Annotated in this window: 25 protein-coding genes; 11 read left to right on the top strand and 14 right to left on the bottom strand. The window is 74.6% G+C overall.

The features are described from left to right. Window positions 1–161: 161 nt before the first annotated feature. Entirely contained in the window at window positions 162–872 is a 711-nt protein-coding gene (locus ACWD3O_RS01950) for a GntR family transcriptional regulator (RefSeq protein WP_451414551.1), read from the top strand. Between the two features lie 103 nt (window positions 873–975). After that, window positions 976–1,626 carry a hypothetical protein gene (locus tag ACWD3O_RS01945; RefSeq protein WP_451409665.1) on the top strand — a complete coding sequence of 217 codons (651 nt, stop codon included), beginning with the start codon at window positions 976–978 and terminating at the stop codon, window positions 1,624–1,626. A gap of 49 nt (window positions 1,627–1,675) precedes the next feature. Here the strand turns inward: ACWD3O_RS01945 and kynU are convergent, their stop codons facing one another. Next, a complete protein-coding gene (gene kynU / locus ACWD3O_RS01940; protein ID WP_451414550.1) occupies window positions 1,676–2,878 on the bottom strand; it encodes a kynureninase in 1,203 nt (400 codons plus the stop codon). After that, on the bottom strand, window positions 2,871–3,710 hold the full coding sequence (locus ACWD3O_RS01935; protein WP_451409663.1) for a tryptophan 2,3-dioxygenase family protein: 840 nt from the start codon (window positions 3,708–3,710) through the stop codon (window positions 2,871–2,873). The genes kynU and ACWD3O_RS01935 overlap by 8 nt, the downstream gene beginning before the upstream one ends. A gap of 166 nt (window positions 3,711–3,876) precedes the next feature. Between ACWD3O_RS01935 and ACWD3O_RS01930 the strand changes: the two genes are divergently transcribed. Together ACWD3O_RS01930 and ACWD3O_RS01925 are read left to right on the top strand one after the other, a co-directional pair. Beyond that, complete coding sequence (locus ACWD3O_RS01930; RefSeq protein ID WP_451409662.1) at window positions 3,877–4,821, top strand: alpha/beta hydrolase family protein; 945 nt, start codon at window positions 3,877–3,879, stop codon at window positions 4,819–4,821. 4 nt (window positions 4,822–4,825) lie between these two features. Continuing rightward, complete coding sequence (locus tag ACWD3O_RS01925) at window positions 4,826–6,058, top strand: cytochrome P450 (RefSeq protein WP_451414549.1); 1,233 nt, start codon at window positions 4,826–4,828, stop codon at window positions 6,056–6,058. A 103-nt stretch (window positions 6,059–6,161) separates the two neighbouring features. Here ACWD3O_RS01925 and ACWD3O_RS01920 read toward each other — a convergent pair whose 3' ends face one another. From ACWD3O_RS01920 to ACWD3O_RS01905, 4 genes are all read right to left on the bottom strand, one after another. Next, entirely contained in the window at window positions 6,162–6,545 is a 384-nt protein-coding gene (locus ACWD3O_RS01920) for an STAS domain-containing protein (protein ID WP_451409660.1), read from the bottom strand. A gap of 4 nt (window positions 6,546–6,549) precedes the next feature. Next, entirely contained in the window at window positions 6,550–7,992 is a 1,443-nt protein-coding gene (locus ACWD3O_RS01915; RefSeq protein ID WP_451414548.1) for a PP2C family protein-serine/threonine phosphatase, read from the bottom strand. Window positions 7,993–8,131: 139 nt separating this feature from the next. After that, window positions 8,132–9,799, bottom strand: coding sequence for an ABC transporter permease (locus ACWD3O_RS01910; protein WP_451414547.1), 1,668 nt, complete (start codon window positions 9,797–9,799; stop codon window positions 8,132–8,134). Beyond that, entirely contained in the window at window positions 9,796–10,749 is a 954-nt protein-coding gene (locus ACWD3O_RS01905) for an ABC transporter ATP-binding protein (RefSeq protein ID WP_451414546.1), read from the bottom strand. Before ACWD3O_RS01905 ends, ACWD3O_RS01910 begins: the two co-directional genes overlap by 4 nt. 106 nt (window positions 10,750–10,855) lie before the next feature. On the opposite strand from ACWD3O_RS01905, the gene ACWD3O_RS01900 reads away from it, so the two are divergent. Beyond that, window positions 10,856–11,356: a GbsR/MarR family transcriptional regulator gene (locus ACWD3O_RS01900; protein WP_451414545.1), complete on the top strand. Its 501-nt coding sequence runs from the start codon at window positions 10,856–10,858 to the stop codon at window positions 11,354–11,356. A gap of 39 nt (window positions 11,357–11,395) precedes the next feature. Here the strand turns inward: ACWD3O_RS01900 and ACWD3O_RS01895 are convergent, their stop codons facing one another. Next, on the bottom strand, window positions 11,396–12,229 hold the full coding sequence (locus ACWD3O_RS01895; protein WP_451414544.1) for a diacylglycerol kinase: 834 nt from the start codon (window positions 12,227–12,229) through the stop codon (window positions 11,396–11,398). A 205-nt stretch (window positions 12,230–12,434) separates the two neighbouring features. Here ACWD3O_RS01895 and ACWD3O_RS01890 point away from each other — a divergent pair, with 205 nt between their 5' ends. Next, a complete protein-coding gene (locus ACWD3O_RS01890) occupies window positions 12,435–13,718 on the top strand; it encodes an adenylosuccinate synthase (RefSeq protein ID WP_451409654.1) in 1,284 nt (427 codons plus the stop codon). Window positions 13,719–13,807: 89 nt separating this feature from the next. Here ACWD3O_RS01890 and ACWD3O_RS01885 read toward each other — a convergent pair whose 3' ends face one another. Both ACWD3O_RS01885 and ACWD3O_RS01880 read right to left on the bottom strand, forming a co-directional pair. Continuing rightward, a complete protein-coding gene (locus tag ACWD3O_RS01885) occupies window positions 13,808–14,968 on the bottom strand; it encodes a sensor histidine kinase (RefSeq protein WP_451414643.1) in 1,161 nt (386 codons plus the stop codon). Between the two features lie 545 nt (window positions 14,969–15,513). Further along, complete coding sequence (locus ACWD3O_RS01880; protein ID WP_451409653.1) at window positions 15,514–16,197, bottom strand: response regulator transcription factor; 684 nt, start codon at window positions 16,195–16,197, stop codon at window positions 15,514–15,516. A 163-nt stretch (window positions 16,198–16,360) separates the two neighbouring features. Between ACWD3O_RS01880 and ACWD3O_RS01875 the strand changes: the two genes are divergently transcribed. Further along, on the top strand, window positions 16,361–17,182 hold the full coding sequence (locus ACWD3O_RS01875; RefSeq protein ID WP_451414543.1) for a PepSY domain-containing protein: 822 nt from the start codon (window positions 16,361–16,363) through the stop codon (window positions 17,180–17,182). Window positions 17,183–17,303: 121 nt separating this feature from the next. Here the strand turns inward: ACWD3O_RS01875 and ACWD3O_RS01870 are convergent, their stop codons facing one another. Further along, on the bottom strand, window positions 17,304–17,972 hold the full coding sequence (locus ACWD3O_RS01870; protein WP_451414542.1) for a VanZ family protein: 669 nt from the start codon (window positions 17,970–17,972) through the stop codon (window positions 17,304–17,306). A 158-nt stretch (window positions 17,973–18,130) separates the two neighbouring features. On the opposite strand from ACWD3O_RS01870, the gene ACWD3O_RS01865 reads away from it, so the two are divergent. From ACWD3O_RS01865 to ACWD3O_RS01850, 4 genes are all read left to right on the top strand, one after another. Beyond that, the gene (locus tag ACWD3O_RS01865) at window positions 18,131–19,426 is read left to right on the top strand and encodes a sensor histidine kinase (RefSeq protein ID WP_451414541.1); all 1,296 of its coding nucleotides are present in this window, start codon (window positions 18,131–18,133) and stop codon (window positions 19,424–19,426) included. Further along, entirely contained in the window at window positions 19,423–20,067 is a 645-nt protein-coding gene (locus ACWD3O_RS01860) for a response regulator (RefSeq protein ID WP_451414540.1), read from the top strand. Before ACWD3O_RS01865 ends, ACWD3O_RS01860 begins: the two co-directional genes overlap by 4 nt. 87 nt (window positions 20,068–20,154) lie before the next feature. Next, window positions 20,155–20,469, top strand: a complete 315-nt coding sequence (locus tag ACWD3O_RS01855; RefSeq protein ID WP_451414539.1) for a DUF6191 domain-containing protein — start codon at window positions 20,155–20,157, stop codon at window positions 20,467–20,469. 4 nt (window positions 20,470–20,473) lie between these two features. Then, on the top strand, window positions 20,474–20,893 hold the full coding sequence (locus ACWD3O_RS01850) for a DUF3151 domain-containing protein (RefSeq protein WP_451409647.1): 420 nt from the start codon (window positions 20,474–20,476) through the stop codon (window positions 20,891–20,893). A gap of 150 nt (window positions 20,894–21,043) precedes the next feature. On the opposite strand, the gene fbaA is transcribed toward ACWD3O_RS01850, so the two are convergent. The 4 genes from fbaA to ACWD3O_RS01830 form a co-directional block, all read right to left on the bottom strand. Then, complete coding sequence (gene fbaA / locus ACWD3O_RS01845; RefSeq protein WP_451409646.1) at window positions 21,044–22,066, bottom strand: class II fructose-bisphosphate aldolase; 1,023 nt, start codon at window positions 22,064–22,066, stop codon at window positions 21,044–21,046. Window positions 22,067–22,304: 238 nt separating this feature from the next. Further along, the gene (gene pyrE / locus ACWD3O_RS01840) at window positions 22,305–22,853 is read right to left on the bottom strand and encodes an orotate phosphoribosyltransferase (protein WP_356136717.1); all 549 of its coding nucleotides are present in this window, start codon (window positions 22,851–22,853) and stop codon (window positions 22,305–22,307) included. A gap of 20 nt (window positions 22,854–22,873) precedes the next feature. Beyond that, entirely contained in the window at window positions 22,874–23,683 is an 810-nt protein-coding gene (locus tag ACWD3O_RS01835; protein WP_451414538.1) for an aldose epimerase family protein, read from the bottom strand. A 40-nt stretch (window positions 23,684–23,723) separates the two neighbouring features. Next, on the bottom strand, window positions 23,724–24,589 hold an 866-nt coding region (locus tag ACWD3O_RS01830), incomplete at its 5' end, for a hypothetical protein (RefSeq protein WP_451414537.1).

The raw sequence follows: 24,589 nt of genomic DNA, 5'->3' as shown, positions 1-24,589 counted from the left end.
GGTCCCGACAGCTCCGGTCGGAAGCGTAACGGCGGTCTCCCCCCGGGGAGGAGGGCCACGGGCCGGCTTCCCGCCCGCTGGTTAAGGTGACCGCGTACACACACGTACACGGACGGCTTGGCCGAGGCGCGACGGTGACGAACCGGGAAGGAAGAACGCCGATGGGAGCGACCGGCGCCCCGGGCCCGGTGACCCGCAGCACCCTGCGGCAACAGATCGCCGAGGCCCTGCGGGACGAGGTGCTGGCCGGACGGCTGCACCCCGGGCAGGAGTTCACCGTGAAGGAGATCGCCGATCAGTACGGCGTCTCCGCCACCCCCGTCCGCGAGGCACTGGTCGACCTCGCGGCGCAGGAGCTGCTGGAGGCGGTGCAGCACCGCGGGTTCCGGGTGCGCGCCTTCACGGTCGAGGACTTCCGGCACATCGTGCAGGCCCGGGCACTGATCTCCGACGGCATGTTCCTGCGGCTCGCGGACCGGGCCGCGGTCGCCGGCACGTCCTTCCCCGACACGACGGAGACCACGGCGCTGGCGGCGGTGCGGCGGCGCGGCGAGGAGTGCCAGCGGGCCGCGCACTCCGGCGAGCTGTCCGTGCTGATCGGCTACGACCTGCGCTACTGGCGGGAGTTGAGCGGCCTCTTCGGCAACCCGTACCTGACGGACTTCCTGCACCGGCTGCGCGTGCAGGCGTGGGTGTGCACGGTGCAGCACCTGCGGCGGCTCGCCGACCTGCGGGCCCACATGTGGGCCGGCCATACCGCCCTGGTGGACGCGCTGGGGCGGGGCGACACCGGGGAGTCGCAGCGGCTGGTGGCCGAGAGCAACACGTTCTCGCTGGAACTCGTCGAGCGGCTCACCGCCGGGGACGGGTAGACCTCCCCTTCCCGGGGGACCACTTCTGCACGGGTTCCGCGGGGGCCGCACAGCCCCCACCCACTACGCTTCCCCTTCCACCTCCGACCCGAGGAGTCGTCCTTTGGCCTGTGACCTGTGGCTGGTCCCGCTCGTCGACGTGTTGTGCCACACCCCGGACAACCCCTTCGCCGAGGAACTCGCGCTCTACGACCGGGCGTTGATGGCGACCGGCGCGCAGCCGGTGCCGATCCACCAGTACATGCCGGGCACGTCGGGCGAGGTCGCCCCGGTCGCCGGCTTCGACTACGAGGCACTGCACTTCCTGCGACGGGCCTACCTGCTCCAGGCCTGCGGGCTGCCGGTGACGCCGGTGGACGAACTCGGCGGCGACTACGAGCAGTTGCTGGAGATGTTCGAGTCCACGGCGCAGCAGTCGCACCTGGTCTGGCACTACGACCACGCGGGGTCGTACCTGCCGGTCGACTTCCCCTACCCCCTGGTCAACGACGAACTCCTCGACAATGGCGGCCCGTTGGGGTCCTCGCACGGGCTGCTGCGGGACCTGCAGTTCGTCGCCCCGGCGCTGGGGATCGACCCGGCCGCGCCGCCCGCCGCGCCCGCGCCGCCGTCGGCGCCGACGGAGCTGGAGCAGCCGGCGGATCCGGCGCCGTACGACCCGAGTCCGTTCGCCCGGGAGCGGCACGTGTGGCTCGGGCTGCACGCGGCGGCGGTCCGGAGCCTCGCCCAGGGCTCCATGATCGTCTTCAGCTGACGCCCCGGCCCGCCCCCGGAGCCGGTCGAGGGGGGCGGGCCGGGGAGGGTCAGGCGGGGAGGAGTTCCGCGAGGGTGCGGGCGGCCCGTTCGGTGTCGGTGTAGCCGACGTAGAGCGGGGTGAAGCCGAAGCGGAGGACGTCGGGACGGCGGTGGTCGCCGACGACGCCGCGGGCGATCAGCGCGGACATGACCTCCTCGGCGCGCGCGGTCCGCAGCGAGACCTGGCTGCCCCGCTCCCCGTGCGGGAGCGGCGTCACGCACTCGACGACGCCGTCGGGCACGTACGCCTCGACGCACTCGAGGAAGAAGTCCGTGAGCGCCAACGACTTCCGCCGCACCGCCGCGATGTCCACGCCCTCCCAGACGTCCAGCGCCGCGTCGAGCGCGAGCAGGGAGAGGATCTCCGGCGTGCCGACCCGCCCCCGCGCCGCGCCCGCGGCCGGCGCGTAGTCGGGACGCATCCCGAACGGCTCGGCGTGCGAGTTCCACCCCGGCAGCGGCGTGTCGAACCGTTCCTGGAGGTCGCTCCGGACGTACAGGTACGCCGGCGCGCCGGGCCCGCCGTTGAGGTACTTGTACGTGCAGCCGACCGCCAGGCCGACGCCGTGCTCGTCCAGTCCCACCGGCAGCGCGCCCGCGCTGTGGCAGAGGTCCCAGACGGCCACCGCGCCCGCCGCGTGGACCGCGGCGGTGAGCCCGGGCAGGTCGTGCAGCCGGCCGGCGCGGTAGTCGACGTGGTTGAGCAGCACCGCCGCGGTCCGCGGGCCGAGCGCGGCCGGCACCTCCTCGGGCCGCACCGGCCGCAGCGAGCAGCCGGTCATCCGGGCCGCGGACCCGGCGACGTAGCCGTCCGTGGGGAAGGTGGTGGCGTCGACCAGGATCTCGTCCCGTTCGACCGGCCCGTCGCCCTCACGGGCGAGGCGGACGGCGGCGACCAGCGCCTTGAAGACGTTGACCGAGGTGGAGTCGCCCACCACGACCTGCCCGGGCGCCGCGCCGATCAGCGGGGCGATCCGGTCGCCGACCCGTTCGGGCGCGGTCCACCAGCCGCTCTCCTCCCAGGAACGGATCCGCAGCTCGCCCCACTGCCGCCGCACCACGTCCTGCATCCGCTCGGCGACGCCCGCGGGCAGCGCGCCCAGGGAGTTGCCGTCCAGGTAGACGGCGTCGTCGAGGACGAAGCGGGACCGCAGGCCGGCGAGCGGGTCGCGGGCGTCGAGTTCGGTGGCCTTCGACAGGAGTTCAGACATAGGAGCGCGCCGTCCACAGCTCGGGGAACACGGTGTTGCGGGCGCGCTTCTCCAGCCAGGCGACGCCGGCGGAGCCGCCCGTGCCGGTCTTGGCGCCCATCGCGCGGCGGGTGGCGACCAGGTGGTCGTTGCGCCAGCGCCAGACCAGCTCGGCGACGTCCGTCAGCGCCTCGCCGAGGCGGACCAGCGGGTCGTTCTGGTCCCGGGTGTAGACGTCGGTCCACACCCGCTCGACCTCGGGCGACGGCTCGTACTTGTCGGAGACGTCGCGCCGCAGCACGGCCTCCGGCACGGCATGGCCGGCGCGGGCCAGGAAGCGCAGCACCTCGTCGTAGAGCGACGGCTCGTGGAGGGCCTTCTCCAGCTCCGCGTGGGCGCGCGGCGTGCCGCGGTGCGGGACCAGCATCGAGCGGGACTTGTCGCCGAGGAGGAACTCCAGGCGGCGGTACATCGCGGACTGGAAGCCGGAGCCCTCGCCGAGGGCGCCGCGGTAGGAGTTGAACTGGGCGGGGGTGAGCTGCCCCAGCGGGATCCAGGAGGCGTTCAGGGCCTCCAGCTCGCGCACCGAGCGCTTGAGCGCGTCGGTCGCGGTCGGGACGTCGTCTCGGCGGAGGGCTTGCGCGGCGGTCTCCCACTCGTGGACGATCACCGTGAACCACAGCTCCATGACCTGGGTGGTCACCAGGAAGACCATCTCGCCCGGGTCGTCCGAGCGGAGCTGCTGGAGGTGGGTCAGTACATCCGCCCGGACGTAGTCCTCGTAGGGCGTCGAGCCGTCGAACTCGAGATGCGGGGTCTCCGGCTCGAAGGTCTGCTGAGCCTGTCGGGACATCGCTGTCTCCTGCTGTACTCCGGGTAGCGGTCCGCCCCTGCCGATACCGGCACGGGGGCCCCGGTCCCCGCGGCAATCCTCCGCAATGATCCCCCGGTCCGGCAACACCCGCCCGGTGAGACCCTTCCGGGACACCCTTCGACGAGGCCGAGAGAGGTTGGAACGCATGACGGACGCGCAGAGGGCGGCCGGGGCCGAGGAGAGGCCGTCCGCCGAGGAACGGCCCTCCGCCGAGGAGCGGTCGGCCGCCGGTGAGAGGCCGTCCGCCGAGGAGCGGTCGGCCGCCGAGGAGAGGTCCCTCTTCTCGCACGGGCTGGTCGCCCCGGACGCCACCCGCGCCTACGGGGACCACCCGGACCAGGTGATCGACTTCTACGCCCCGCTCTCCGGGAGCGCGCCCGCCCCGCTGGTCGTGGTGGTGCACGGCGGTGCCTGGCGGGCCCCGTACGACCGCGCGCACGTCACCCCGTTCGCCCGGTTCCTGGCCCGGCGCGGGTTCGCCGTGGCGGTGCCCGAGTACCGGCGCGGCGGGGCCGCGGAGGGCGAGGCGGGGCGCTGGCCCGAGACGCCGGACGACGTCGCCGCGGCGCTGGACGCGCTGCCGCGGCTGGCCGCGGAGGCGCTGGGCGGGCGGGCCGACGTCCGCCGCACGGTGCTCACCGGTCACTCGGCCGGCGGCCACCTGGTGCTGTGGGCGGCCGCCCGCCACCTGCTCCCCGAGGGCAGTCCCTGGCGCACCGCCGCCCCGGTCCCGCTCCGCGGCGTGGTGGCGCTGGCGCCCATCGCCGACCTCGAGGTCGCCGAGAAGCTGGAGGTCTGCGGGCACGCCTCGCTGCAGTTCCTCGGCGGCCCGGACCTTTTCGAGGAGCGCCGCCCGCACGCCGACCCGGCGCTGCTGGTACCCAGCGGCGTCGCCACCACCGTGGTCCACGGCCGGGAGGACGTGGACGTGCCGCCGGCGGTCTCGGAGGCGTACGCCGAGGCGGCGGCCCGGGCGGGCGAGGTGGTGGGCGTGACCCTGCTGCCGGGCGTCGGCCACTTCCCGCTGATCGACCCGGCCGCCGGCGCCTGTGCGGTGGTGGCCGAGGAGATCGCCGAGCTGGCATGGTGACCGCGTGACCTCCGCCGTGACCTCCGGGGACGCCCTGCCGTTCGCGCCCTCCGACCCGCACTTCGTCGCCGATCCCTACCCGGCCTACGCCGAGCTGCGCGCCCGCGGCCGGGTGCTGTGGTGCGAGGAGACCGGCCAGTGGCTGGTCCCGCACCACGCCGACGTGTCGGCGCTGCTGCGGGACCGCCGGCTCGGGCGGACCTACCGGCACCGCTATACGCACGAGGAGTTCGGCCGGACCCCTCCCCCGCCGGAGCAGGAGCCGTTCCACACCCTCAACGACCACGGGATGCTGGACCTGGAGCCGCCGGACCACACCAGGATCCGGCGGCTGGTCTCCCAGGCGTTCACCCCGCGCACCGTGGAGCGGCTCGCGCCGTACGTCCACGCCCTGGCCGGGGAGCTGGTCGGCCGGCTGGTGGAGGCGGGCGGCGGCGACCTGCTGGCGGAGGTGGCCGAGCCGCTGCCGGTGGCGGTGATCGCCGAGATGCTGGGCGTCCCGGAGGCGGACCGGGCGCCGCTGCGGCCGTGGTCGGCGGCGATCTGCGGGATGTACGAGCTCAACCCGTCCGAGGAGACGGCCCGGCGGGCGGTCCGGGCGTCGCTGGAGTTCACCGACTACCTGCGGGGGCTGATCGCCGAGCGCCGCCGGCGGCCCGGCGACGACCTGGTCTCGGCCCTGATCGCCGCCCACGACGAGGGCGACCGGCTCACCGAGCAGGAGATGATCTCCACCTGCGTGCTGCTGCTCAACGCGGGCCACGAGGCCACCGTCAACGGCACCGGCAACGCCTGGGCGACGCTGTTCGAGCACCCCGGGCAGCTGGCGGCGCTGCGCGCGGACCGCGCCCTGGTGCCGTCCGCGGTGGAGGAGCTGCTGCGCTTCGACACCCCGCTGCAGCTGTTCGAGCGCTGGGTGCTGGAGGACGTGGAGATCGACGGGACGGTGGTCCCGCGGGGCGCCGAACTGGCGCTGCTGTTCGGGTCCGCCAACCGCGACCCCGCGGTCTTCGCGGAGCCGGACCGGCTGGACCTCGGCCGGCGGCGGAATCCGCACATCTCGTTCAGCGCGGGAATCCACTACTGCATCGGCGCGCCGCTGGCCCGGATGGAGCTGGCCGCCTCGATGACCGCGCTGCTGGAGCGCGCACCGGGGATGCGGCTCGCCGCCGAGCCGGTGCGGCTGCCCAACCTGGTGATGCGGGGCCTGCGGGAACTGCGGGTGGAGATCGCCTGACCTCGGCCGCCCGCCCAAGGGGGCCGGGGCGTCCGAAGCCGCCCGGTGCCGGCCGGCAGCGGTCGGCGGCGGTCGGCAGCGGTCGGCGGCGGTCAGCCGACGGTCAGCCGACGGTCTGTTCGCCGCCCGGTCGCGGTCCCACCGCCACGATCGCGTCGGCGGCCGTGGGGTGGATGGCCAGGACGGTGTCCAGGCCGGTCAGCTTGAGCATCCGGTCCAGCCGCGCCGGGACGGCGGCCAGCGCCATGGCGCCGCCGACGGCCTGGGCCGCGTGCCAGATGTTGATCAACGCGTTGAGTCCCGCCGAGTCGCAGAATCCGACCCCCGACAGGTCCAGGACGAGACGGGTGCGGCCCTGCTCGATCAGGTCGAGGGCCCGTGAGCGGAGTATCGGCGCGGTGTGGAAGTCGATCTCGCCGCCGACCGCGGCCACGGCCAGCGGACCGTGGATCTCCTCCACGGTCAGGAGCAGCTCTTGCTCGGACACGTCTTCAGTGCTCCTCGTCCGTAACGTCCGTGGGCAATGTCGTGGTGTGCGCGGTGGACGTCACGCCCGGCATCTGCCGCTCGGCGTCCTCGGCGGTGGGCACCGAGAGCGCCAGGAGCGCAACGTCATCCTCCGCCCCTTCGGGCAGGGAGTCCAGCAGATCCACGATGTCCTCCACCAGACCGGTGGCACCGCCCGTACCGCGGCGGCGGGCGAGGAAGGCGGCCAGGCCCTCGTCACCGATCATCCGTCTGTCCTCGCCGGCCCGGGCCTCGATGAGCCCGTCGGTGTACAGGAGCAGCACCTCTCCGGGGGACAGGACGACCGTACGCGACCGGAAGCGGGCCTCGGGAAGCGCCCCTATCAGCATGCCTCCTTCCAGCCCGACCGCGCGCACCCGGGGCTCGCCGCCGGGCTCGCGGCCCACGTGGTACGCCGGGGGGTGGCCGCCGGTGCCCAGCTCGACCGTGAAGCCGCCCTCCTCGCGCGGGGTGAGGACGCCGAAGACCGCGGTGCAGAACTTGCTGGTCAGGGCGTCCTCGAGGAGGGCCTGGTTGAGGGTGTCCAGCACGGCCACCGGGTCGGGCGCGTGGTGGGCGGCGGCGCGCAGGGTGTGCCGGGCGAGCGCGGTGACGGTGGCCGCGTCCGGGCCCTTGCCGCACACGTCGCCGAGCAGGAACGCCCAGCGTTCGCCGTCCAGCGGGAAGACGTCGTAGAAGTCGCCGCCCAGGTCGTGGACCGAGGCCGCGTGGTAGTGGCAGGCCAGCTCCAGGCCGGGCACGGCGGGGAGGGCCGGCGGGAGCAGCGTGCGCTGGAGGGTGCTGGTCAGCGACTCGAGGACCCGGCGGTCCTTCTCGGCCCGCAGCCGCGCGGCCCGCTCGTCCTCCACCTGGCGGACCACCGCCTGGCGCCGCTCCTGCTCCCGGCGCAGGGCGCGCAGCGCGGTCAGCCGGAGCTCCATCTCGTCCAGGACGATCGCCGCGAGGTCCTTCAGGGCGGCGACGTCCTCGGGGCCGAGCTCCCGGGGGCGGGTGTCGAAGATCGTGACCGTGCCCAGCTTGTGCCCGTCCGCGGTGACGATCGGCGCGGCGGCGTAGAAGCGGATGCCGATGCCCCCGGTGACCATGGGGTTGGAGGCGGACAGGGGGTGGAGCCGGGTGTCGGGGATGACCAGGGGCCCGTCCTCCAGGAGGGCCAGGCCGCACAGTCCGTCGGCGCGGCTGATCTCGGTCATGTCGTCCAGGCCGTGCCGGGCCTTGAACCAGATGCGGTCGCTGTCGACGAAGGTCACCGCGGCGATCGGCACCTGGAAGAGACGGGCCGCGAGCCGGGCGACGCGGTCGAAGGAGGCGTCCGGTGGGGTGTCGAGGATCTCGTAGCGGCGCACCGCCGCGATCCGCGCGGACTCCGTGTCAGGGTCCGGTCCCACGGCTTGGTTGCGCAGCATGGGCCGTTCGGTTCCTCGTTCTGATCGCCGTTCCCAGGGCGCCGCCGACGACGGCACCGGAAACCCCCAGGCTAAAGGAGCCTCGGGATTTCCGGTGTCACGGATGCGTCGCGGCGCGGCCCGGGGGCCGCCCGGGCCCCTACTTCGTCTCCAGATCCCTCCGCCGGAAACCCGCGAAACCGGTGAGACAGAGCACGCCGGCGAGCAGGGTGAGCACCAGCGGCGGCGTCCACGCCATCGGCGCGGCCGGCAGCTCGGGCACGTGTCCGAGCGGCGACACGTCGTTCGTCCACTCGGGGAAGCGGAGGATCTCCCCGAGGTAGCCGACGGCGAAGGCGTACAGCGGCACCGTCCAGGCCAGCGCGGTCGCCCGGGGCAGCCAGCCGAAGAGGACCAGGGCGACGCCGGCGGCCACCCACAGGGCGGGGACGTGGACCAGGGCGGCGGCGATCAGGTCGCCGGTCATCGCGGTGTCGCCGGTGGCGGCGGCGGCCGCGAGCCCGAAGCCGAGCCCGGCCAGCAGCTGGGTGACGACGGCGCCGAGCAGGGCGACGGCCAGGTGACCGCCGAGCCAGGCGCTCCGGGAGAGCCCGGTGGTCAGCAGGGACTCGGCCCGCCCGCCGTTCTCCTCGGCGCGGGCGCGGAGGGTGGCCATCACCACGTAGATCATGGAGACCACCGCGATGACCACCATCACCATCGAGGCGAAGGACTCGGCCAGGGTGGCGCCGCCGATCTCGGCGAGGGCCTGCTGGATCTGCTCCACGCCGCCGAGCATGTCCTCGATGTCCCCGATGATCGACCCGTACATGGCGCCCATCACGAAGAGGCCCGCGCCGAAGCCGGCGAGCAGCCCGCGCTGCAGGCGCAGCGCCATGCCGAACGGCGTGGTGAGGGCCCGGGTGGCAGTGGCGCGGCCCGGGCGGGTGGGGCGCAGTCCGGCGCCGACGTCGCGGCGGGCGGAGAGCAGGAACCCGGCCGCCGCGCAGGCCGCGGCCGCGGCCAGGCACAGCAGCAGCGGCCACCAGCGGTCGTCCACGAAGGGGTAGGAGCGCTGCGCCCAGCCGATCGGCGACGCCCAGGAGAGCGCGTCGTGGCCGCCGCTGTCGCCGGCCGCCCGCAGGACGTACGCGGCGCCGATCACCGCGAGGGCGAGCCCGGAGGCGCCGCGGGTGGAGGAGGTGATCTGGGCGGTGACCGCGGCGACGCCGGCGAAGACCAGGCCCGCCCCGGCGTGCGCGAAGCCGTAGGCCAGGGCGCCGGCGGCGTCGACCGACTCGATGCCGAGGGCGGCCAGGCCTCCCGCGAGCAGCAGGGCGAGCGCCAGGTTCGCCAGGACGGCGAGGCAGAGCGCGGCGCCGAGCTGGGCGTGGCATCCGACGGCGGTGGAGCGGACCAGCTCGGCGCGGCCGGTCTCCTCCTCGTCGCGGGTGTGCCGGGTGACGATCAGGACGCTCATCAGGCCGGCCAGCACGCCCATGAAGCCGATCATCTCGTGGCCGAGCATGGCGCCGTAGGTGTAGTCCTCCAGAAAGCGCCTCGGGCCGGTCATGGCCAGCGCGGCCGGGGTCGCCATGGTCCGCGCGGCGGTGGCCCGGTCCTCGGGGCTGTCGTAGAGCGCGGTGTAGCTGTTGGCGGTGGCGACGGTGGTCAGCAGCAGGGCCGCGAGCCAGACGGGCAGGCGGACCCGGTCGCGGCGCAGGGCGAACCGCAGCAGGGTGGTGAGGCCGGTGAAGGCGAACGGGGCGCGCCGGGCGGGGCCGGCCGTCGTGGCGCCTCCGGCGGGGCGGGTCGTCACGGTGGTCATCGCCGGTCGCCGCCCTCGGTGGCCACCGCGTCGTCCCCGCGACGGCCGCCCGCGGCGAGTTCGTCGCCGTAGTGGCGGAGCATCAGCTCCTCCAGGGTGGGCGGGTGGCTGACCAGGCCGCGGATCCCGAACTCGCCGAGGGTGCGCACGGCGGCGTCGATCCGCCCGCCGTCCACGGCGAACCGGACCCTCGGACCGTCCACGGTCACGTCGTGCACGCCGGGCAGCGCCTGGAGCCCGGTGACCGGCCGCTCGGTCTCGGCCTCGACGGTGGTGCGGGTGAGGTGGCGCATCTCGGCGAGGGTGCCGGACTGCACGGTGCGGCCGCGGCGGACGATCGACACCCGGTCGGCCAGCTTCTCCACCTGGGCCAGGATGTGACTGGAGAGCAGCACCGTCCGCCCGGCCTCCTTGGCCTCGCGCACGACGTCCTGGAAGACGACCTCCATCAGCGGGTCGAGGCCCGAGGTGGGCTCGTCGAGCAGCAGCAGCTCGGCGTCGGAGGCGAGGGCGGCGACGATGGCGACCTTCTGCCGGTTGCCCTTGGAGTAGGCCCGCCCCTTCTTGCGCGGGTCCAGGTCGAAGCGGTCGACCAGCTCGTCCCGGCGCCGTCGGTCGATGCCGCCGCGCAGCCGCGACAGCAGGTCGATGGCCTCGCCGCCGCTGAGGTTGGGCCACAGTTCCACGTCCCCGGGCACGTAGGCGAGGCGGCGGTGCGCCTCGACCGCCCGGTGCCACGGATCGAGGCCGAGCACCCGCGCGACGCCGCCGTCGGCGCGCAGCAGCCCGAGCAGCACGCGGAGGGTGGTCGACTTCCCGGCGCCGTTGGGGCCGAGGAAGCCGTGCACCTCCCCGGTGCGGACGGTCAGGTCGAGTCCGTCGAGGGCGCGGGTGGCGCCGAACGACTTCTGGAGTCCGGTTGCCTCGATCGCGAGGGAGTCCTGCGTCATGCTTCCGAAGCTACGCTTCCTTCAGAAGGTTGTGAAGTTAAGGAAACGTATAAACTCGGGGCCTCAGGTAGGTCACAGGCCGTGCACGGCGAAGGCGAGGGCAGGCATGACGGAGGCCGGGGCGTCCCCGAACGACCGGGACCCGGAGGCGGTGTCGCGCTTCGTGGAGCTCTTCGCGGGCCAGTTGACCGACGCCGGGATGGCCCGGATGCCCGCACGGGTCTTCGCCGCGCTGCTCGCCTCCGACGACGGCGTCCTCACCTCGGCGGAACTGGGCGACCAGTTGCGGGTCAGCCCCGCCGCGGTCTCGGGCGCGGTGCGCTACCTCTCCCAGACCCACCTGATCTCCCGCGAGCGCGAGCCCGGCTCCCGGCGCGAGCGCTACCGGGTCCACAACAACCAGTGGTACGAGGCCATCGCCAACCGCGAGGGCCTGCTGCGCAACTGGCAGTCCGCCGTCCGCGAGGGCGTCACCGCGGTCAGCCCCGGCTCCCCGGCCGAACAGCGGCTGCGGGAGACCCTCGAGTTCTTCGAATTCATCGAGGGGGAGCTGACCGACATGATGCGGCGGTGGCGCGAGAAGCGGGGGGCCGCGGGCGGGGCGTGACAGCGGGGCGGCGGGGCGGACGGCGGAGGGGTGGGTCGTTCACCCCGGAAGCGTCAGGCTCCACGCGCCCGGGCGGACGGTCCAGGTGCGGGTGCGGACCGGACCGGCGATGGTGGCGTCCGCGCGGTAGCGGAAGTCGGCGCCGGAGACCGTGACGGTGTGGGCGGCGGCCTGGAGCGGCGCCGCCTCGGCGCCCACCGACAGGGGGCGGACCTCGACGTCGGCGCGGCCGGTGGAGCCGGGGGTGACGGTGACCGCGCGGACCGGCTGGTCGAGGTCGACCAGGGTCGAGCCGTCGGTTTCGACGCGGAGGCGCGAGGGGTTCGGGCCGCCGCCCGGCGGCTCCGCCTGCGGCCGCGACGGGCGGCCCAGCGCGCTCACCAGTGACCGGTACCGCCGCCGCGCGGGGGACCGCCGGCCCGCCGCCGGGTCCGCCGCCGGGATGCGCAGCGCCCCCAGCACCAGCCCGCCCGCGTCGTCCGCGAGCAGGTCCAGCCGCCGGGGGGCGCCCTCCAGCACCGCCCGGGCCGCCGCGACCGTGCCCGGCGGGACGCCCAGCGAACGCGCGACGGCGAGCGTCGCCGCCCGGGTCCCCACCGGCACCACCGCGAGCGCGCACCCGTCGAGCTCGCCGTGCCGCTCCAGCACGGCCACCGCCCGCAGCAGCGCGTGGTCGTCCCCGACCACCACCGGCCGCCGCGACCCCCGCCGCTCCAGCGCCCGCGCGAACTCCTCCGGCCCGTCCGGCAGGCACCACTTCACCCGTGCGGCGGCGCACAGCACGTCCTTGGCGATCCGGACGGACTCGCCGTCCGTCCTGCGGGCGAACGGGTCGACGACCACCAGAAGCTGGTCCGAAGCCACCTCGGTCATGCCTCGCTTCCTCGGGTCCTCGGGTAGCATCTTTGTGCAAGAGCCCCTTGCGCCGCGTTCCTCGTGCCAGGGGCTTCGTCTATTCCGGGGCAACCGGTCCGACGGGAACCGCGGCCGACGAGGGCCGCCGGGCGCACGGGGCACGGCATGGTCGTGCCGCACGCCCCGACCCAGGACATGCCCCGCCCGGAAGGGGTGTACGCCTGTGCCCGCACTTGTGCTGCTCGGTGCTCAGTGGGGTGACGAGGGCAAGGGAAAGGCCACCGACCTGCTCGGCGGCTCCGTCGACTACGTGGTGCGCTACCAGGGCGGCAACAACGCCGGCCACACGGTCGTGGTGGGCGACCAGAAGTACGCGCTCCACCTGCTGCCGTCCGGCATCCTGTCCCCCAACTGCGTCCCCGTCATCGGCAACGGCGTCGTGGTCGACCCCTCGGTGCTGCTCTCCGAGCTGAGCGGTCTCAACGAGCGGGGCGTCGACACGTCCAAGCTGCTGATCAGCGGCAACGCGCACATCATCACCTCGTACAACGTCACGTCGGACAAGGTGAGCGAGCGGTTCCTGGGCAAGCGCAAGATCGGCACCACCGGTCGCGGCATCGGCCCCACCTACGCCGACAAGATCAACCGCACCGGCATCCGCGTCCAGGACCTGTACGACGAGTCGATCCTCCAGCAGAAGGTGGAGGCCGCGCTCGAGGTCAAGAACCAGATGCTGACCAAGCTCTACAACCGCCGCGCGATCGCCACGGACCAGGTGGTCGAGGAGCTGCTGGGCTACGCGGAGCAGCTGAAGCCGTACGTCGCCGACACGGTGCTGGTGCTCAACCAGGCGCTGGACGACGACAAGGTCGTCCTCTTCGAGGGCGGCCAGGGCACGCTGCTGGACATCGACCACGGCACCTACCCGTTCGTCACCTCCAGCAACCCGACGGCCGGCGGCGCCTGCACCGGCGCGGGCGTGGGCCCGACGCGGATAAGCCGTGTCATCGGCATCCTCAAGGCGTACACCACGCGCGTCGGCTCGGGTCCGTTCCCGACCGAGCTGTTCGACGAGGACGGCGAGGCGCTGCGGCGCATCGGCGGCGAGCGCGGTGTCACCACCGGCCGTGACCGCCGCTGCGGCTGGTTCGACGCGGTCATCGCGCGGTACGCCACGCGGGTGAACGGCCTGACGGACTTCTTCCTCACCAAGCTGGACGTCCTCACCGGCTGGGAGCAGATCCCGGTCTGCGTCGCCTACGAGATCGACGGCAAGCGGGTCGAGGAACTCCCGTACTCCCAGAGCGACTTCCACCACGCGAAGCCGATCTACGAGTACCTGCCGGGCTGGAGCGAGGACATCTCCTCGGCGAAGTCCTTCTCCGACCTGCCGAAGAACGCGCAGGCGTACGTGAAGGCGCTGGAGGAGATGTCCGGCGCCCCGATCTCCGCGATCGGCGTCGGCCCCGGCCGCGACGAGACCATCGAGATCAACTCGTTCCTGTAGGAGCGCGCACGCGGGAACGCCCCGGTGGCCAGACCATGGCCACCGGGGCGTCGCCGTTCCCGGGCCCGGGAACGGGGCGGGCCGCCGGTTCAGTGGCGGGTGGCGGGGGGCCGCGAGGCGTCGCCGTCGGGGGCCGGGGGCGCCTCGGGGGTAGCGGGGCCGGCCAGGGGGAGGCGGACCGTGAAGAGGGCGCCGCCTCCGGGTACCTGGCCGAGCGAGATGGTCCCGCCGTGCAGGGTCACGATCTCCCGGACGATCGCCAGCCCGAGGCCCGCGCCGCCGTCGTCCCGCGCCCGGGCGTCGTCCAGCCGGACGAACCGTTCGAAGACCCGCTCCCGCTCGTCCTCCGGGACGCCCGGCCCGTCGTCCGCCACCGACAGCACCGCCCAGCCGGGTCCCGCCCCCGCCCGGTCGCCCCGGTCCGCGGGCTCGGTGCGCACCCGCACCACGACCCGTTCCCGGGCATGCCGCTGCGCGTTGTCCAGCAGGTTGCCGAGCACCCGCTCCAGCCGGCCCCGGCTGCCCGGCACGACCGCCTCCTCCAGCTCTCCGGCCCGCACGGGCTCCGGACGGCGCGCCGTCTCCTCCCGCACCAGGGCCGCCAGGTCCACGCGCGCGGCGCGCGGCCCCTCCCCCGCGTCGAGGCGGGCCAGCAGCAGCAGGTCGGCGGCCAGGTGCTGGAGCCGCACCACGTCCTCCAGCAGCTCGCCGACCTCCAGCAGCGCCGGATGCGCCACGGCGACCTCCACCTGGGTGCGCAGCGAGGCGATCGGGCTGCGCAGCTCGTGCGAGGCGTCGGCGACGAAGCGGCGCTGCCGCTCGACCGACTCCTGCAGCGCCTGCAGGGTGCCGTTGGTGGTGGCCGCCAGGCGGGCCACCTCGTCGCGCGAGGACGGCACCGGCACCCTGCGGGACAGGTCGCGGCTGCCGGTGATCTCCGCCAGTTCGGCCCGTATGCCCTCCACCGGGCGCAGCGCGCGGCGGGTGACCAGCCAGGTCACCGCCCCCACCACGACCAGCAGCGCGGGCAGGCCGATCAGCATCGCCCGGACGGTGCCGGTCACCGCCAGTTCCGGCACCGCCAGCGACGACCCGGCGTAGACGGTCACGGCCGTCCCGTCGGCGGCCTCGGCGCGCACGGCGGCGACGGTGAAGTCGGCGCGCCCCTCGGCGTCGCCCGGGTCGGAGGTCGCCTCGCCCTCGTCGTCCACCGGCAGCGAGACGCGGTCGAAGGCGGCTTCCCCGGCCACCCGGCCGGCGGCGGAGGGGTCGTCGTCCGCGGCGTCGTCCGCAGCGTCGGCGGCGGTGTCGGCGGCATCGTCCGCGGCGTCGGCGGCATCGTCCGCGGCGTCGGCGGCGTCGTCCCCGCTCCGGTCGTCGTCGCGGTCGTCGTCATCGTCGTCGTCCGGTCGGTCGGCGTTGCCGGCGTCGTCGCGGGCGGCGTCGGAGGCCTGCCCGCCCCGGCCGTCGGACCGGGTGGGTGCGGGACGGTCGACGCCGCTCATGGGCGGGGCGCCGGCGAGGGCGTCGCTGGAGGCGAGGACCCTGCCGTCGGCGTCGACGACCTGCACCGGGTCGTCGGTGTCCAGGCCGGCCACGTCCTGCGGGGACCGCTCCACCGCGACCTGGACGGCGACCTCCCGCGCCCGGGACTCCGCCACCAGACGGGTGTTGTCGGTCAGCCCCCCGCGGAGGGTCGCGATCACCGCCAGCCCCGCCACGACCAGGGCGACGGCGACGACGGCGGTGGCGCCCAGCGTGGTGCGGGCGCGCACCGAGGAGAACCACCCCCCGGTCACGGCGCACCCCCGTCCCGCTCCAGCCGGTAGCCCGCCCCGCGCACCGTGGTGATCGAGCGGACCCCGAAGGGGGCGTCGATCTTGCGGCGCAGCGCGCTGACGTACACCTCCACGATGTTGGGGTCGCCGTCGTAGGCGAAGTCCCACACGTGCTCGAGGATCTCGGTCTTGGAGACCACCTCCCCGGCCCGCAGGGCCAGTTGCTCCAGGACGGCGAACTCCCGCGTGGTGAGCGCGATCTCCTGTCCGCCGCGCCTCACCCGCTGCGCCCCCGGGTCGACGTCGAGGTCGCCGAACCGCAGGACCGGCGTGCCCCCGCGGGTGCGGCGGCGCAGCAGGGCGCGGATCCGGGCGAGGAGGACCACGTAGGAGAACGGCTTGGTCAGGTAGTCGTCGGCGCCGGTGTCCAGCCCCTCGGCCTCGTCGTACTCGCCGTCCTTGGCGGTGAGCATCAGGATCGGCGTCTCGTCGCCGGACGCGCGCAGGGCGGAGCAGACCCGGTAGCCGTTCATGCCGGGCAGCATGATGTCGAGGACGATCAGGTCGTAGGAGTGCTCCCGCGCCTGGTGCAGGCCCTCCGCCCCGTCGTGCACGACGTCCACCGCGAACCCCTCGGCCGCCAGTCCCCTCGCCAGGGCGGTGGCCAGGCGTCTCTCGTCCTCCACGATCAGCAGGCGCATGCGGTCAAGGGTCGCAGAGCCTTCCTGAAGGACCCTTCAGCTTCCTTCAGCCCCGCTTCAGCGTCGCCCGTCCACAGTGATGCCTGTCGAGAACACCGCCGAGACCGTCGCACCGACACCGACACCGACACCGACACCGACTCCGACTCCACGGGAGGACCCCATGAGCTCCGACGACCGCACCCCGTCCCGCCGCCGCGCCGCCCTCGCCGCCCTGCTCGTCGCCGTCCTGGTGGGCGGAGGCACCGCCGTGGCCGTCGCGGCCTCCGGGGACGACGACGGGCGTGACCGGAGCGCCACCGCCGCCCCGGGCCGGGAGGACGGCGCGGACCGCGACGACGAGCGTGCCGACGACGCCGAGGACGCCGAGGACGCCGACGAGCGCGACGACGATGCCGCCGCCGCGAAGGCCGCGAAGACCGACGTGCGCGCCGCCGTAGCCGCGGCCCTGACGAAGACGAAGGGCGGCGCCGTGACGTCTGCCGAGCTCGACGAGGACGACGACCGGCCCGTCTGGGAGGTCGAGGTCGTCGGCAAGGACGGCTCCCGCACCGAGGTCCTGGTCGACCCGGCCGACGGCAAGGTGCTCGGCAGCTCCCGCGACGAGGACGACGACGACAACGAGGACCGCGACGAGGCCGCCGCCCTGCGCAAGGCCGGCACCGACGCCTCCGCGGCCGCCGTGGCGGCCCTGAAGCAGGCCCCCGGCACGGTCGTCTCGGTGGACTTCGAGCACGACGGGGACGACGACCGCGCGGGCACCCCGGCCTGGGAGGTCGAGGTCGTCGGCGAGAACGGTGAGGAGCGCGAGGTCCGCGTGGACGCGGGCAGCGGCAAGGCCGCCGCCGCCGGGTCCGACGACGACCAGCGCGACGACCGCGACGACGCCCGGGACGACAAGGACGACAAGGACGACCGGCGCGACGACACCGACGGCACCGACGACCGCCGCGACAACGACGCCGACGACCGTCGCGAGAGCTGACACGGACCGGACCCGCGCGTACCGGCGCGGGAACGCAGAGGACGAACGGCGGCCGGGCGCAGAGCCCGGCCGCCGTTCGTGCGTGTCGTGCCTGCCCGCGCGGGCGGGCCGGACCCCCGCCTCAGGCCGCCGCCCCCCGCTGACGGCCGTCCGCCAGGTCCGGCACCGGCACCGGCCCGTCGCCGGAGCCGGAGCCGGAGGCGGCAGCGGCGGCGGCCCGCCGGTCCGCCTGGAGGGCCGCCGACCGGGGCAGCGCGGCGGCGAGCAGCGGGCCGCGCAGCGTCGTGGAGCGCAGGACGACGGACAGCAGCAGGTAGCCCAGGAACCCGCCGAGCGTGTTGGCGAGGAGGTCGTTGACGTCGACCGAGCGGCCGTTGTTCAGGGCGACGTACGACAGCAGCTGCGCGGCCTCGATGCCGAGGCTGACCAGCCCCGTCAGCACCGCGGTCTCCTTCGCCGAGGTCGCGCGCCGCGACAGCAGCGGGAGGAGGAAACCGGCCGGGACCGTCAGGAGGACGTTGGCGATCATGGTGACGTCGGCGCCGATCAGCGGGACGAAGTTGATCTGCCCGTACCAGGGCGCCTGGTTGGCGTACATCCCCCAGGTCACTGCCAGCGGGAAGATCGTCAGGGACAGGACGGCGGCCGCGTAGACGGCCGCGGCCATCTGCAGCAGGGCCCGCCGGACGTTCCACGCGTCCCGCCACACCTGGACGCCGGTGACGAGCGCGAACAGCAGGAGCAGCGGGCCGAGAACGAGTGACGAGGCCACTTCGAAGCGGATGTCCATGAGGTGCGGGTCCTTCGGTCGGAACGGGCGGCGCTGACGAGGACGAGCCTCGCTCCCGGTCCTGGTCCGGCGGATCTCCCGAACGGCCCATTCGCCGGGGCACGGCTACGACTTTCGGCAGAGGGGCACCGCCGACCCGCCCGCCTAGAGTGACCGACATGCTCAGAACACCCCGGGCGGCGGCCGTGGGCCGGTTCGCCGGCGGCGCGCTGCCGCTCTGCGTCCTCGGCCTGGCGCTCCTCGCCGACCTCGGCGCCGGATCCCTCGCCTCCCAGGGCGCCGGACTCCTGCTGTACCTGTCGGCGGGGGCGGCGGGGGCCGTCGTCCTCCCGGCCGTCGCCCTCCGGCTGCGCGGCGGGCCGCTGGCCTGGCCGGCCTGCGGCGCGGCCGTGGTGTCGCTGGCCTGCTCCGCGCTGCTCGGCGCGGCGGCGGGCGAGGACTCCGCGCTGGACCAGGCCTCGGACGTCTACGCCCTGTTCGAGCCGACCGCCCTGATCGTGCTGCTGGCCCTGACCGCGCGGCGCGGCTCCCGGGTCGGCACCGCCGTCGCCCTGCCGCTGCTGATGACGGCGGTCGTCCTGCGCCCGCTGGTGATCGACGTGGACGAGGGCAGCAGCGTCGTCGCGCTGATCCTCACGCTGGTGGCCAGCGGCGCCCTGGCCGGCGGGCTCACCGGGCGGCTGGTGGTCGTCTCCCGGCGGCAGCGCGAGGAACAGATCCGGCTGGAGCAGCGGCTCGCCTTCGCCCGCGACCTGCACGACTTCGTCGCCCACCACATCTCGGGCATCGTCGTGCAGGCGCAGGGCGCCCGGGCCGTCGCGGCGAAGAGGCCGCAGGCGGTGGCGGACGCCCTCGAACTGATCGAGAGCACCGGCGCCGAGGCGCTCACCGCGATGCGTGAGATGGTCGGAGCCCTGCGGGAGGACACCGGACCGGGCACCCGGGCCCCCGGCACGGACGGGATACGGGCCCTGGTCGACGAGGCCGTGCTGCCCGGCGCGCGGGTGGAGTTCACCGAGTCCGGCCCGGCCGCCGGGCTGCCGCCGGACGCCGCGCACCTGGTGGAGCGCGTGGTCATGGAGGCGCTCACCAACGTCCGCAGGCACGCCCGCGACTGCACCGCCGTGACGGTCGCCCTGGACGTCTCGCGCCGCCGGGTCACCGCCCACGTCACCGACGACGGACGCCGGCACCCACGGGCCACCACCGGCGACGTCCACGACCCGCGTAACCCCGCCGGCGGCCGAACCGGCGACGTCCACGACCCCGGTCCCCGGGGCGAGGGCGGCGGCGCGGCCCCCCGCGGTGGCTACGGGCTGCGGGGTCTGCGGGAGGTGGCGGAGGCGGCCGGTGGGACACTGGCCGCGGGTCCGGCCGACGACGGGCCGGCCGCCGGGCGGGGATGGCAGGTCTCCCTCCGGCTCCCCCTCCCCCTGAGGCAGGTGCGCCGGTGACCATCCGCGTCCTCCTGGCGGACGACCAGGCGATCGTCCGCACCGGCATGGCCATGATCCTGGCGGCCGAGGACGGCATCGAGGTCGTCGCCCAGGCCGCCGACGGCGTCGAGGCGATCCAGCAGGCCGAAACGCACCGCCCGGACGTCGTCCTCATGGACATCCGCATGCCGCGCCTGAACGGCATCGAGGCGCTGCGGCACCTGTGCCGGCCCGGTGCGCCGCACGCCCCGAAGGTCGTCATGGTGACCACCTTCGACGACGACGAGTACGTCCACCAGGCGCTGCGGGACGGCGCCTGCGGCTTCCTGCTGAAGGACGCGGGACCGCGGCTGCTGGCCGAGGCGGTCCGTTCGGCGGCCTCCGGCGAGGCCCTGATCAGCCCGTCCATCACGGTCCGGCTGCTACGCCGGTTCACCGGGCCGGACCCCGCCCCCGCGCGGCCCTCACCGCTGTCCGGGCGGGAGACCGAGGTCGCCGTCCTCGTCTCGCGCGGCCACACCAACACGGAGGTCGCGGCCGCCCTGCACATCAGCGCGGGCACGGTGAAGACGCACCTGACCAACATCCAGGCCAAGCTGGGGCTGCGGAACCGGGTGGAGATCGCGGCCTGGGCCTGGGAATCGGGCCTGACCCGCTGACCCGCTGCCCCGCTGATCCGGGGTTCCGGGGTTCCGGAACGCGGCCCCTCCCTTCCCGCGCGAGCCCGCAGCGCGCACACTGACGGCATGGCTTTCGCCGTCTTCATGACCCTCCCCGGCCTGGTCATCGCGCTGACCGCCGTCGCCTTCCTCGACCAGGCCCTGCTGCGCGCCGGTCGCGCGGGCCTGCTGCCCTGGCGCAACCCCGGCCGCGCGGGGCAGGTCTCCGCCACCGGGTTCGAGCTGCTGCACGCCGCGCTGTCCCCCGGCAAGACGCACGAGCTGAAGGGGCGCCGGTCGTCCCTCGTGCTCCGCGACGACGAGGACGACGGCGCTCCCCCGCACCGCACCACCGTCGACCTGACCGCCGGCACCGCCGTGGTCCGGCTTCCGGCAGACTGAGGGCATGACGGAACACAAGAACCTCCTCGGCGGCCCCGCGCCGACGCACCTCCCCGAGAACGAGGACGCGTACCGGATGCTCGCCGACTCCGCGACCCCCGCCGAGGTCGCGGCGGCGCACCCGACGTTCTCGCTCGCCTGGGCGATGCTCGCCGACGACGCCTTCGAGGCGGGCCGGACCGTGGAGTCCTACGCCTACGCCCGCACGGGCTACCACCGCGGCCTGGACGCGCTGCGCCGCGCCGGCTGGAAGGGCCACGGGCCCGTCCCGTGGAGCCACCGCGCCAACCGCGGCTTTCTCCGCTGCCTCGCCGCCCTCGCCCGCGCCGCCGAGGCCATCAAGGAGACCGAGGAGGCCGAGCGCTGCCGCCAGTTCCTCCGGGACAGCGACGACGAGGCCTACCAGGAGCTGAAGTCCAGCTGACGCCCGACGGGACGTGAACGACGAGGCCACGGCGCACCCTCACGGTGGCCGTGGCCTTTCCACGCACGGCGCGGCCCACCGGGCCCGGACAGCACGTCGCCCCGCCGGCCGGTGGCCGGCGGGGCGACGGTGTCACGCGTCAGACGCGGGTCACTTCAGCTTGGTGCCCGCCGAACGCAGGTGCCGGCACGCCTCGGCGACGCGGGCCGCCATGGACGTCTCGGCCAGCTTGCCCCAGGTGCGCGGGTCGTAGGTCTTCTTGTTGCCGACCTCGCCGTCCACCTTCAGCACGCCGTCGTAGTTGCGGAACATGTGGTCCGCGACGGGGCGGGTGAACGCGTACTGGGTGTCCGTGTCGATGTTCATCTTGACGACGCCGTTGTCCAGCGCGGTGGCGATCTCCTGCTCGGTGGAGCCGGAGCCGCCGTGGAAGACGAAGTCGAACGGGTTCTCCTTGCCGAAACGGGCGGCGACGCCCTCCGCGAGCTCCTTGAGCAGCTCGGGACGGAGCACCACGTTGCCCGGCTTGTAGACGCCGTGCACGTTGCCGAAGGAGGCGGCGAGCAGGTAGCGGCCCTTCTCGCCCAGGCCCAGGGCCTCGGCGGTGCGGATCGCGTCGTCCACCGTGGTGTAGAGGGAGTCGTTGATCTCGTGCGTGACGCCGTCCTCCTCGCCACCGGTCGGGGTGATCTCGACCTCGAGGATGATCTTGGCGGCGCGGGCGCGCTCCAGGAGCTCCTCGGCGATGGCCAGGTTGTCGGAGAGGGTCTCGGCCGAGCCGTCCCACATGTGCGACTGGAAGAGCGGGTTGCGGCCCGCCTTCACGCGCTCCTCGGAGACCGCCAGCAGCGGACGGACGTAGCCGTCCAGCTTGTCCTTGGGGCAGTGGTCGGTGTGCAGGGCGACGGTGACGTCGTACTTCTCCGCCACGATGTGCGCGAACTCGGCCAGGGCGACGGCGCCGGTGACCATGTCCTTGTTGTACTGACCGCCGGCGAACTCGGCGCCGCCGGTGGAGACCTGGATGATGCCGTCGCTCTCCGCCTCGGCGAAGCCGCGGAGGGCCGCGTGCAGGGTCTGGGAAGAGGTCACGTTGATGGCCGGGTAGGCGAACTTGCCTGCCTTCGCCCGGTCGAGCATCTCGTTGTAGACCTCGGGGGTTGCGATGGGCATCCTGTCCGCTCCTTGATGGTTCTGCGGGTGTTGTCCTTGCCAGCCCTGACCTAGGTGACGTCGTCGTCGGCACCATCTTTCCAGACGCGGGAGCCCGCCCGGACGCGCGTCCCGGACAGTGGCGCCCGAGCCGGGCGTTCCCGGCGGTTCCCGGCCGTTCCCGGCGTCACGGGGCGGCCCCGGCGGCCGGGCCGGCGGCAAGGGTCCCGTGTCCCGTGGCGGCCCGGCGGCCCCGGCGTCAGTCCAGGCCGAGGTCGTCCTTGGAGTAGGCGAACCGGTAGGGCACGCCCGCCTTGTCCTGGATGATCTCCGCGGCGCCGGTGGCCCGGTCGACGATGGTGACCACCGCGACGACCTCCGCGCCGGCCTCCCGCACCGCCTCGACGGCGGTCAGCGGCGAACCGCCGGTGGTGGAGGTGTCCTCCACCACCAGCACGCGGCGGCCGGCGATGTCCGGGCCCTCCACACGCTTCTGCAGGCCGTGCGCCTTGGCCGCCTTGCGGACCACGAACGCGTCCAGGGAGCGCCCGCGCGCGGCGGCCGCGTGCAGCATGGAGGCGGCCACCGGGTCGGCGCCCATGGTCAGGCCGCCGACCGCGTCGAACTCCAGGTCCTCGGTGAGGTCCAGCAGCACCTGGCCGACCAGCGGGGCCGCCGTCCCGTCCAGGGTGATGCGGCGGAGGTCGATGTAGTAGTCGGCCTCCAGCCCGGAGGAGAGGGTCACCTTGCCGTGCACCACGGCCTTGTCCTTGATCTGCTGCAGCAGCTCGCCGCGAACGTCGCTCATGGCGGCAAGATTAGTTCGCCTCAGAGCGCGCGCCAGCGCCAGGTGGTCGTGGCCTCCAGCGGCTCCAGCGGCGTGACCAGGCGGGGAGCGGTGTTGAGCCCGTTCGGCGGGCCGGTCTGCGGTTCCACGCAGACGGCGGCGTCCTGCTCGTCGTAGACCACCACCCACTTCTCCGGGCTGGTCACCCGCAGCTCCAGCCGCTCCGGCCACACCACGGCCACGTCCACGCCGCGCGGCATGCCGAAGCAGTCGTCCCACGGGCCGGGCAGCGGCTTCTCCAGGCGGTTGCCGGTGGGGAGGTGGTCCTCGCCGCGTTCCTCCTGCCAGGCCGGCTCGAACTCGATCCGTGCGCCCTCGCCGCCGCCGAGCGGGCCCTCCAGGGTGCGGTTGAACCACGGGTGCCAGCCGAGCTGGGCCGGGAACGAGGACTCGTAGGTCTCGATCGCCAGGGTGAGGGTCAGCGACTCCTCGGTCAGCGCCACCACCTGCGTGAGGCGGGACGGGTAGGGCCAGGGGTCGGTGAGGTCCAGGGTGATCACCGCCTCGTCCTGCTCCCGGCGGGCGGTGCGCCAGGCGTGGTCGCGGGCGGTGCCGTGGATGGCGTGCGGCGGGGCGTTCAGCGGCATCTGGTGCAGGGTGCCGCCGTCACGGAACCGGCCGTCGCGGATCCGGCCGCACCAAGGGGCCATGGGGAAGCAGCCGTACCGCTCCCCCTGCCGCAGCAGTTCGACGCCGCCGATCCTCAGGCCGGTGATCCGTCCGCCGTTGCGGGGGCTCACGGTCGCTTCCGCGTCGCCGGCGGTCAGGGTGAAGTCGTCATGGATGCTCACGGCCCACGACCCTACTGGGGGCGGCGGCAGCGGCGCGCGGTCACCGGCCGCGGCGCAGCGCGCGGGTGACGGCGATCGCCCCGGCGGCCACGGCCAGCGCGGCCGCGGCGGGGCCGGCCCAGCGGAGGGTGCGGTCCGCCATACCGGAGGGGGGCACCGGCACGGGTGCGTACCGTCCGCGCGGCGGGGCGTGGTCCACCTCCTCGGCGCTGCGGCCGATCATCGTCCGCCGGGCCTGCGCGGCGTCGGCCACCGGGGCGTCCTCGCCGGGGAAGTCCAGGGGGTCCTCCCCGTCGACCTCGCCGAACTCCGCGGCCGGGTCGAGGGACGGGGGCGGGATGGACACGTCGAACACCGACGACCGCCGCGCCCCGTCATCCCCACCCCCGGCATCCGCCGCCGGGTCCGCGTCCGCGTCCTCACCGGGGTCCGCCTCCGCGTCGGCGCCCGTGTCCGCACCGGAGTGCGCCTCCGCGCCCGCGCCCGTGTCCGCACCGGAGTGCGCCTCCGCGTCCGCGCCGGAGTTCGCTTCCGCGTCCGCCCCCGTGTCCTCACCGGAGTCCGCGTCCGCGTCGGCGCCGGAGTTCGCTTCCGCGTCCGCCATCGGGGCATCGCCGGAGTGCGCCTCCGCGTCCCCGCCCGCGGCCTCACCGGAATCCGCTTCCGCGTCCGCGTCCGCGCCAGGGTCCGCCGCGGTGCTCTGCTCCGGGTCCGCCGCCGGGTCCTCGCCCGTGTCCGTCGGCGCGCTGTCCACCGGGTCCACCTCCGAGCCGGCGTCCTCGCCCGCGCCCGCCGCCGGGTTACCCGCCGTGTCCACTTCCGTGCCCTCACCCGCCTGCGCCGCCGTGCCCTCGCCAGGGTTCGCTTCCGCGTCCTCGCCCGTGTCCGCCGCCGCGTTCTCGCCCG

The sequence above is a fragment of the Streptomyces sp. NPDC002640 genome (assembly GCF_053592575.1).
This window is presented reverse-complemented; position numbering and strand designations above follow the sequence as displayed.